General features: G+C 55.2%; 7 protein-coding genes. 5 read left to right on the forward strand and 2 right to left on the reverse strand.

Annotated elements, in window-relative coordinates; all coding sequences use genetic code 11:
* Positions 1–37: 37 nt before the first annotated feature.
* Complete coding sequence (locus ACODSV_RS35410; protein ID WP_489047457.1) at positions 38–745, reverse strand: hypothetical protein; 708 nt, start codon at positions 743–745, stop codon at positions 38–40.
* A 1,094-nt stretch (positions 746–1,839) separates the two neighbouring features.
* On the opposite strand from ACODSV_RS35410, the gene ACODSV_RS35415 reads away from it, so the two are divergent.
* From ACODSV_RS35415 to ACODSV_RS35435, 5 genes are read left to right on the forward strand one after another with little or no spacing between them, the layout of a single operon-like run.
* The gene (locus ACODSV_RS35415) at positions 1,840–2,514 is read left to right on the forward strand and encodes a class I SAM-dependent DNA methyltransferase (protein WP_060765855.1); all 675 of its coding nucleotides are present in this window, start codon (positions 1,840–1,842) and stop codon (positions 2,512–2,514) included.
* Positions 2,515–2,527: 13 nt separating this feature from the next.
* Positions 2,528–3,457, forward strand: coding sequence for an isopenicillin N synthase family dioxygenase (locus tag ACODSV_RS35420; protein ID WP_068575870.1), 930 nt, complete (start codon positions 2,528–2,530; stop codon positions 3,455–3,457).
* A 22-nt stretch (positions 3,458–3,479) separates the two neighbouring features.
* Positions 3,480–4,850, forward strand: coding sequence for an NAD(P)-dependent oxidoreductase (locus ACODSV_RS35425; protein ID WP_083235680.1), 1,371 nt, complete (start codon positions 3,480–3,482; stop codon positions 4,848–4,850).
* Positions 4,847–5,950, forward strand: a complete 1,104-nt coding sequence (locus ACODSV_RS35430; protein ID WP_060765854.1) for a mandelate racemase/muconate lactonizing enzyme family protein — start codon at positions 4,847–4,849, stop codon at positions 5,948–5,950. The genes ACODSV_RS35425 and ACODSV_RS35430 overlap by 4 nt, the downstream gene beginning before the upstream one ends.
* A 41-nt stretch (positions 5,951–5,991) precedes the next feature.
* Positions 5,992–7,128 carry an aromatic ring-hydroxylating oxygenase subunit alpha gene (locus ACODSV_RS35435; RefSeq protein ID WP_060765853.1) on the forward strand — a complete coding sequence of 379 codons (1,137 nt, stop codon included), beginning with the start codon at positions 5,992–5,994 and terminating at the stop codon, positions 7,126–7,128.
* Between the two features lie 313 nt (positions 7,129–7,441).
* Here the strand turns inward: ACODSV_RS35435 and ACODSV_RS35440 are convergent.
* Positions 7,442–8,078 (reverse strand): LysR substrate-binding domain-containing protein (locus tag ACODSV_RS35440; protein ID WP_489047454.1); only part of this gene is annotated, 637 nt, incomplete at its 5' end.

Genomic DNA, 8,078 nt, shown 5'->3' on the forward strand with positions numbered 1-8,078 from the left:
AGGGGCAGCACCGTACCGGAAAGGTCAGGTGTTGCACTCAGTTTTCGCGGCCGCCGAGTTTAAGCGCGTCCTGCAGAAGGTTTTCGTCACCAGTTTGGTCAAACTGTTGAACCAAGAGCTCAAGTCGGTAAGTAAGTGTCTCAGGCTTCAGATTCCCTAGAGTCATAGACTCTTTAGAATAGGACAATGCTCTTGACACAGTGGCAGGCGAAACTTGGACCCAGCGCCCGATCATTGCGACGGCAGTTGCATACTTACCGGTGGCTATTCGCCTAGCAGACTCCGTTAATACTTGACTTTCGATAGAGAATCTAAATTCGGAAAGGGCAACCCGGTACCGTGCAATGGCTACGTCAATCTCATGCCCTGCAAAACTCCCCTTAGCATCTTCATATAGCGCATCAGCGGCTCGATGTGCAATATTGGCTAACGACTTCGAAAAGTCTAATCTAACATCCTTTAATGAACTACTCATATCAACTGGGTTTCGTCGCATATGTTCAAGTATCAACATAAATACTGGCGATGCGACTATCTCATCCTCTCTCAGAATTTTTCGCCACATCTCTGATGCTGAAACATGCCCGTCTGCGTCGAAAAGTAAGCGTAAGTCCGAAGACCTTGGGCTTGAGGCAAGCCAAGCCGTTGAAGAGGGTGAGCCAAGGTAGCCAAGGGTAGTAAAGACTTCTCCCAAATTTGGCGCCCAAGCGTTCAATGCATTTAAATATTCGTCATTTGGCGCCATGATCTATCCTTTTTCCACGAGCCGTTGAGGTTCTTACGATCATAAACCAAAGCAGAATTCGCTGTTAGTGCTGAGGTACATATTGCTTAGCTTCAATGCTCAGGGGAAAGGGCTATCTGAACATCGAAGGCGAACAACGGTATCCAAGCACCTGAAAAAAGCGGCACGGCCTAATTTGCTAAAGCGGGGCATAATTTACGTGATACGAACCATTTGTATCAGTGTGCCAATCGTCCGCTTCTGGCCGATTTTTGCCTGTCGTCACCGGCAGCTATGCGCAGTTAACTGCCAACCATGGTTACGAAGTGTGCTGGTCAACTCCGATGCAATCGGTGGTCAGATCGGGTGCAAACGGGTGGCCAATTTCGCACGGTATTCCAATTGGTATTCCAGCCAAAATACTAAAACCGATATTAATTTTATAAATCAATAACTTAATTAACAAATTCAAATTACCCCGGCAGACCGATCTGGCTTCTGCTCCACGACACGATGGTGCGTGCTGCCTAAAGGTTAGGACGAACCAGGGTCCAGCGGTTCGCTAGGGAAATGGAATCGTCGTGCCTTGATGAACGTAAGGTGACCACAAGCTTATCCATAGCGTTCATCGTCACTTTTATCAACGACGTCATAGACCAGCTTCGCTCTACCCGCTTTACAGGTATAGAGGATGCCCGCATCTTGCTGTCCAAAGGTCTTCGGCGGTAAAGGCAAAGGATTTGCCATTCAGCAGAATTTTGTCCACCCAGCCCTTGAGCCTTGGGTACCAGGCTCGCCACCCGTGTTCAGCCATGATCGCCGAATAAATTAAGCAATAGCATGGGCGTGGTGCCCTGTCTGCATTAGCGTGATGATGGCTGAAGGTGAGACGTCAAGGTACTGAGGAGTTTTCTGTCAAGGCTGGCTCATTGCTTCTCGATGATCAGCGGAGAATAAACGCAATGTATAACGAACAGTTAACCATAAGGAATAATCTGTAGGATAAGTCGTCTACCTGCTATTTACAGCGCCATAGTTGACGAATAAAAATAGCCCTCCAAGCAGCAACCACTGTTCAATTCAACCTGAAGATTAATTTTTTCGGAGAATACAGAATGGCCAGCGAAAACTACGCGATCAAAGGTGGCCAACCTTTACCGCCAACTTCCGTTAACCAGGCGCTTAACTTTGATCGGGACTATTCGCGTTTGAGGAATTATTACGAAACCTGGTCAGTCGATTATGACAACGATGTATCTGAAGAAAACTACTGCGGCCCCCGCATGCTCGGTGACCTCTTCGACTCGTTGCTCCCGGCCTCTGGAGCGCGCCGGCCCATGCGGATCATGGATGCCTGCTGCGGAACCGGTCTGGTAGGCAAAGAACTGATGCTGCGGGGATTTTCGCCTGTCGATGGTTGTGATTTATCGCCGGCCATGACTAACTTGGCGCGCGAAACCCAGGCCTATGCAACATTGTATGGCGGGGTGGATCTTACTGAACATAATCCAATGATCGCTGACAACCAGTATGACGCAACCTTTTGCTGCGGTGCATTTATCGAGGGCCATTTACCCACAGAGGCCATCCATGAACTTATGCGAATCACAAAAAATAGCGGGTTGATCCTACTGAGTACACGCTGTACTTTTTATATAGCAGAACACTTTGACTCCCTACTGAATAAACTAACGGCCTCCAGACAACTTTCTGCATTGCCTTCGTTTATGAACGCAGCTTACTTGAACGACGTGCAAGCCCACTACTTGGCGTTTGCCGTCAACAAATAATCAGGAGTCGAACATGGATGTGCTCAATAGTATTTCCCTTGAGCGTCTTGAATCGACCCAAGCAGATTATGAAATCAGCCGTTTGCGCGAATGTTGCGTCAATGATGGATTCTTCTACCTGGCCGATCATGGCATACGGCCCTCGTTGATAGCGGATGCCTTGGAAACCGCCCGCCAATTCTTCGCGCTGCCACTGTCCACCAAGAACCAGTTCTGTCAGGACCGGCAAGTGGTCATCCCCAAGACGTGCCGTGGATATGTCGATACGTTTGGCGAGACCTTGCATCCCCCCACCGGCCCGGATCGAAAGCAGCATTTCGACATGGGCCGGGAAGCGCCGGCCTGCGACTTGCCGTTTACCGGGCCGAACCTGTTGCCCAGCGAGGGCCAGGCCCCCGGTTTTGCCAAGTCCATGCTCGCTCTACAACAAGAAGTACTGGACCGGGTAGTGCCCGCACTACTGCGCGGCCTGGCCCTATCCCTCGGGCTGGACCGGGATTTTTTCCAGGCGTTTTTTTCCAACCCGGTGCTGATCCAGCGTGCGCTGTATTACCCACCCTCGGGCAGTGGCGCGGGCAAGCACACCGACAACGGCATGTTCACCTTGCTGTTCCAGGACCCGCGAGATGCCTGTGCCCTCAGTGCCTTTTCACAAGGCCGGTGGATCGACGTTCCTTGCCGCGCCAACGAAGTGGTGGTGAATCTCGGCGATATGTTGATGAAGTGGAGCAATGGCCTGTTTACCAGTACGCCGCACCAGGTGATCCACCGTGCAAGCAGCGCCAGGGTGTCACTGCCGTTTTTTGTGTACCCGGACATCGCTGCCGTGTTTACCCCGCTAGGCAGTGACCAGACGGTCGCCTGCCGGCAGGTCATGCTCGATAACTTCAATTCCATCTGGGTATCCGGCCAGGGCGCCGGCAGGGCGCGCGAGTTCGCTTGAAGCGGCCCACAGGAGAAGCGATATGCACACCGCAGAGCCAAACAAAATCGCCTTCATCGGTGTTGGAAATATGGGCCGGCCACTGGTGGAGCGTCTGCTGCTCGCCGGATACGAGGTTCAGGTGTATGACATCGACCCGACACGTGCGCGCTCCGTGATCACTGCAGGTGCGCGCTGGAAGGCCACCCCCGCGCTGTGTGCCAGCGGCTGTGAGGTTGTCGTGACCTGCCTGCCCCTACCCCATCATGTGCTGGAAAACATGACCGGGCCGGAGGGTGCGCTGGCCGGGATGGCGGAAAACTCGGTATGGATCGATACCTCCACCACCGATTATCACAACACCCGGCATATCGCCGGACTGGCCCGACAAAAACACATCCATAGCCTTGAAGCCCCGGTCAGCAATCTGTCGCATATGGGGGTAGATTTCGCCAATGTGTGTTTCTACATCGGTGGCGACAAAGTCGGTTATCAATCAAGTAGCAGCGTGCTGGAGACCATGGGCCGCAAGGCATTTTATGTAGGTGAGATCGGCACCGGGCAGTCCGTCAAGTTACTGACCAACCTGCTGTTTTACGCCGCCACCGCCGTGTGGGCCGAGTTGCTGGTGCTGGCCCGGGCCAATGAGATCCCGCTGCACTGGTTCTGGGATTTCGTAAAAACCTCCCGCGGCAACTGCTTTGTCAGCAATCAGTTGACCCCGTTTATGCTCGACGCCAGCTACGACCATTCGTGCACCCTGGAGATCACGGTCAAGGACATGAGCCTCACCGAGGCGCTGGCCGATGAGTTGGGGGTGGCGATTCCCTTGGGGCGGATCATCGCTGATCGTTATCGACAGGCCGGAGCGCGGTTCGACACTCAGGACAATCACGTCAAGGTCGCAGCCTTGAGCGAACAGGAAAACAGCATTGCGCTTGCGCTGGCCGACTTCCAGGCACCCTCGCCCTACGGCGCCAATCGTAACTACCGACACAGCGGCGCTTTTACCGAGGATGCTTTCGGCCGGATCACCCCCACACTGCCGGAAACGTTCCACTCCGGCATCCGGTTCACCGACAATCAAAAGATCAAGCTGGCGACGCATCTGGTGGAATTCCTCGCCTGTATCAACCGGGTCATTCTCGGGGAGGCCGCTGAAATTGGCGGCGCCATGGGCCTGTCGCCCTCGCTGGTCACCCAGGTCGTCAACTGGAGCTGCGGCCCTAGTTGGGTGGCCGAACACATGGACAGCTACGAGCCGTGCTTCGACAGCATCGCGGTAGTCGATCAAAAACGCCATGAGCTAAAGCTGAGCGTTATCAACCGGATTTTCCAACAATCGATTCTGGATGTTGCCATCTCGCCTCGCATGGCGGGTCTTGCCCAGGCCGAGGGGGTACTTGTGCCATGAAAATAACGTCCATCAAGGTCTACCAGTTCGACGTCCCGCTCAAGGCAAAATACAGCCTCAGCGGCGGTCGCCTGCACTATGCCGCGCTGGATTCCACCGTGGTCGTTATAGGTACCGACAGCGGTTTGCTGGGGGTGGGTGAAAGCTGCCCATGGGGCGCCACCTACCTGCCGGCCTATGCCAGAGGCGTACGGGCGGGGATCGATGAACTGGCGCCCCATCTGATGGGGGAAAACCCGTTGCACCTGGACCAGATCAACGAGCGGATGGACGTGATGCTGCCTGGGCACCCGTATGTGAAAGCGGCAATTGACCTGGCGTGCTGGGACATTCTCGGCAAGCACTGCAACCTGCCGTTGTATGCCCTGCTGGGGGGTAAATTCCAGGACTCGATTGCCTTGCAGAGCAGCATTCCCACAGACAATCCCGACCTTATGGCCACACACCTGGCGGCCGCCCGACAGCAGGGTTACCGCACCCATTCCTGCAAGGTCGGCACCGGTGTCGAAGAGGATGTGACGCGGATCAACAACCTGATTGCGCAGCGCTTGCCGGGCGAGGTGATTACGTTCGACGTCAATCGTGCCTGGACGGTGGCCGATGCCGTCGCGGTGATGAACAGCGTGCAGGATCCTACGGTGTGTTTCGAACAGCCCTGTGAGTCCATGGATCAGTGCCGCGCCGTGCGCGAGATGACTCGTAACCCGATTATCCTTGATGAGTCTATTGTGACCCTGGCAGACCTTGCGTATGCCCAACGCCATAACATCACTCAGGTCATCGGGCTGAAAATCGGTCGGGTCGGTGGCTTGACCAAGGCCCGGCAACTGCGCGACTTCTGCATCCATCACGGAATCCAGATGAACATCGAGGACGTCGGCGGCACCTTGATTTCGGACAGCGCCGTCATGCATCTGGCCACAGCGACGCCAGCGCGTTTTCATCGCGCGAGCTGGAACTGCTGCCGGCACCACGATGTGCAATTGGCCACGGGAGGGTTCGACATTCGCCAGGGCCGTGCGTATGTACTGGATAGCCCGGGGCTGGGGCTCGAACTCGACCCCCAGCATTTCGAATCACCGGTCGCGCAGTACAGTTGAGCGCCGCGGCCCTTTCCACCACGTTGATCCATGGAGGCTCCATGTCCAGCGCCCCATCATCCTTGCATCTGGCTCGCGGCTTCGACACCGATCCCTTTGCATCCTTCACCTTACCCAGCGAACACTATGTGGATAGCCGGCTCTTCGAACAGGAAATGGAGCTGATTTTCTGCAAGACCTGGCAGTACGTTTGCCACGTTTCAGCCTTGGCCCAGGCCGGTGACTATTACGTCCGGGACCTGGGTCGCCAGAGTGCCCTGGTGGTCAAAGACAAGGACGGCGACTTCAAGGCATTCCACAATGTTTGCCAGCATCGTGCACACCGGCTCGTGGAGGGGAGTGGCCATGTGCCTGGGCTGTTGACCTGCCCTTACCATGCCTGGACCTATAACACCCAGGGCCAGTTGGTCAGCGCGCGAAAGTCCGAGCATCTCAAGGACTTCTGTACTGAGCAGGTGCAGCTCGCGCCCATCCGGCTTGAGGTATTTTGCGGGTTTATTTTTATCAATTTCGACAGCAAATGCGCATCCATGCAAGCCCTGCTTCCCGGCCTGGAAGACTCCATAAGATCCTTTGCTCCGGCGCCGGAAAAATTGTCCCATGCGTATTCCAAGAACTACAGCGTGCAGTCCAACTGGAAAGTTTCGGTGGAAAACTATTCGGAGTGTTATCACTGCCCGATGTGCCATCCGACCCTGTCCATGGCCACCCTTGATCTCAAGAGCTACCACTTGGCGATCCATGAGCACTACCACGCCCATGTCAGCCACGACAGTGGAACGAATCAAGGGTATACGATGAAGGAAACCTCACCACAGTCCCGTCAGTTTGGTGCCTGGTACTTATGGCCAAACTTTTGCCTGGAGGTGTACCCGGGGGGCTATATGAATGTCCTGCACCACATCCCCATCGCAGTGGATCACACCTTACAAGTGGTCGAATGGTTTTGCGATGCCGCCACACCCACTAGGGAAGAGCAGGAAGTCATCGACTTTGTAGCGGTTATTCGCGAAGAAGATGTGCCCCTGTGCGCCAGCGTCCAGCGGGGATTGAGCAGTGATGGCTACCAGCAAGGACGCTTTGTCGTTGACCCTGGCCTGGGTGCTAATAGCGAACACGCCGTGCATGACATCCAGAAAAAAACCCTGGCGGCCCTTGGCCTGCTGACACCCTCGTAGGGTCTTTGAAAACTCCCCTTGGGGGTTATGTCGAGAGCGAGGCTGCGATAGTGGTGTATCAGATACCATAAGTACTGGCAGTGCTACCGTCGCCACCTAATAGCTAATCTGGCCATTGAGCCGGGCGCGTCTCCCTGTAGGGAGCTGGCTTGCCTGAGGTGGTCGTTAACGATGACGTTGAATATCTGACACCCTGCGGTGTTCCAACTGCCGCTATCGCAAGCGAGCTCCTCAGCGAACGGTCCTGCGCTCTAGCTTTCGCTGTTGATCTGCCCTGCCTTCTCAGCGAAGGACCGAACGCAGGCATTGCGCCTCAGTCACCAAAGGATGACTTCAACCAATCCAGCAACTGCCGGGCTGCCGGACGCAGGTTGGCGTCTCGCCATTTGTAGACGCTCAGGGCTTCCGGCAGATGGGTGGATTCGGCAAAGGGCCGTACCAGGTCGCCGCTGGCGAGCATTTTTTCGGTGGTCCGACGCCACCCCAATGCAAAACCGAACCCCTCGACACAAGCCTGCATCATCACTGGATAGCTGTCGAAGAGTTTGTCCTTGGAGCCACCCGCCTTGATGCCGAATTCCAGCAACCAATCGTTCCAGGTGCTCCAGTCTTGCGGTACTGCAACGTGGTGCAGCAGCGGCAGGTTGGCCAAGTCCGCCAAGACCAGCGGCGTGCTGCCAAAAGAAGCGAGGTAGCGTGGGCTACATACCGGATAGATGTCATCGCTCAAGGTAAACAGCCGCGTGTGATCGCCAGAAGCCCGGCCTGAGGTCTGGATGGCGATATCAAATTTTTCAGCGGTTGCGGTGATGGGCTGGGTCGATGCGTTAAGGCGCACCTCCATATCCGGGTACTTCCTATGCAGCGCGGGAATATTGGGCGTCAGCCAATAGAAAGGGCGGTTGCAGAAGCTGAGTGCAACACGGTTATTGATTTGAAGCTGGAGCATG

This window comes from Pseudomonas sp. FG86 (assembly GCF_057808775.1).

Coding starts and splice junctions, on each gene's coding strand:
- ACODSV_RS35410 (WP_489047457.1), bottom strand. CDS start 745: ATGGCGCCAAATGACGAATATTTAAATGCATTGAACGCTTGGGCGCCA.
- ACODSV_RS35415 (WP_060765855.1), top strand. CDS start 1,840: ATGGCCAGCGAAAACTACGCGATCAAAGGTGGCCAACCTTTACCGCCA.
- ACODSV_RS35420 (WP_068575870.1), top strand. CDS start 2,528: ATGGATGTGCTCAATAGTATTTCCCTTGAGCGTCTTGAATCGACCCAA.
- ACODSV_RS35425 (WP_083235680.1), top strand. CDS start 3,480: ATGCACACCGCAGAGCCAAACAAAATCGCCTTCATCGGTGTTGGAAAT.
- ACODSV_RS35430 (WP_060765854.1), top strand. CDS start 4,847: ATGAAAATAACGTCCATCAAGGTCTACCAGTTCGACGTCCCGCTCAAG.
- ACODSV_RS35435 (WP_060765853.1), top strand. CDS start 5,992: ATGTCCAGCGCCCCATCATCCTTGCATCTGGCTCGCGGCTTCGACACC.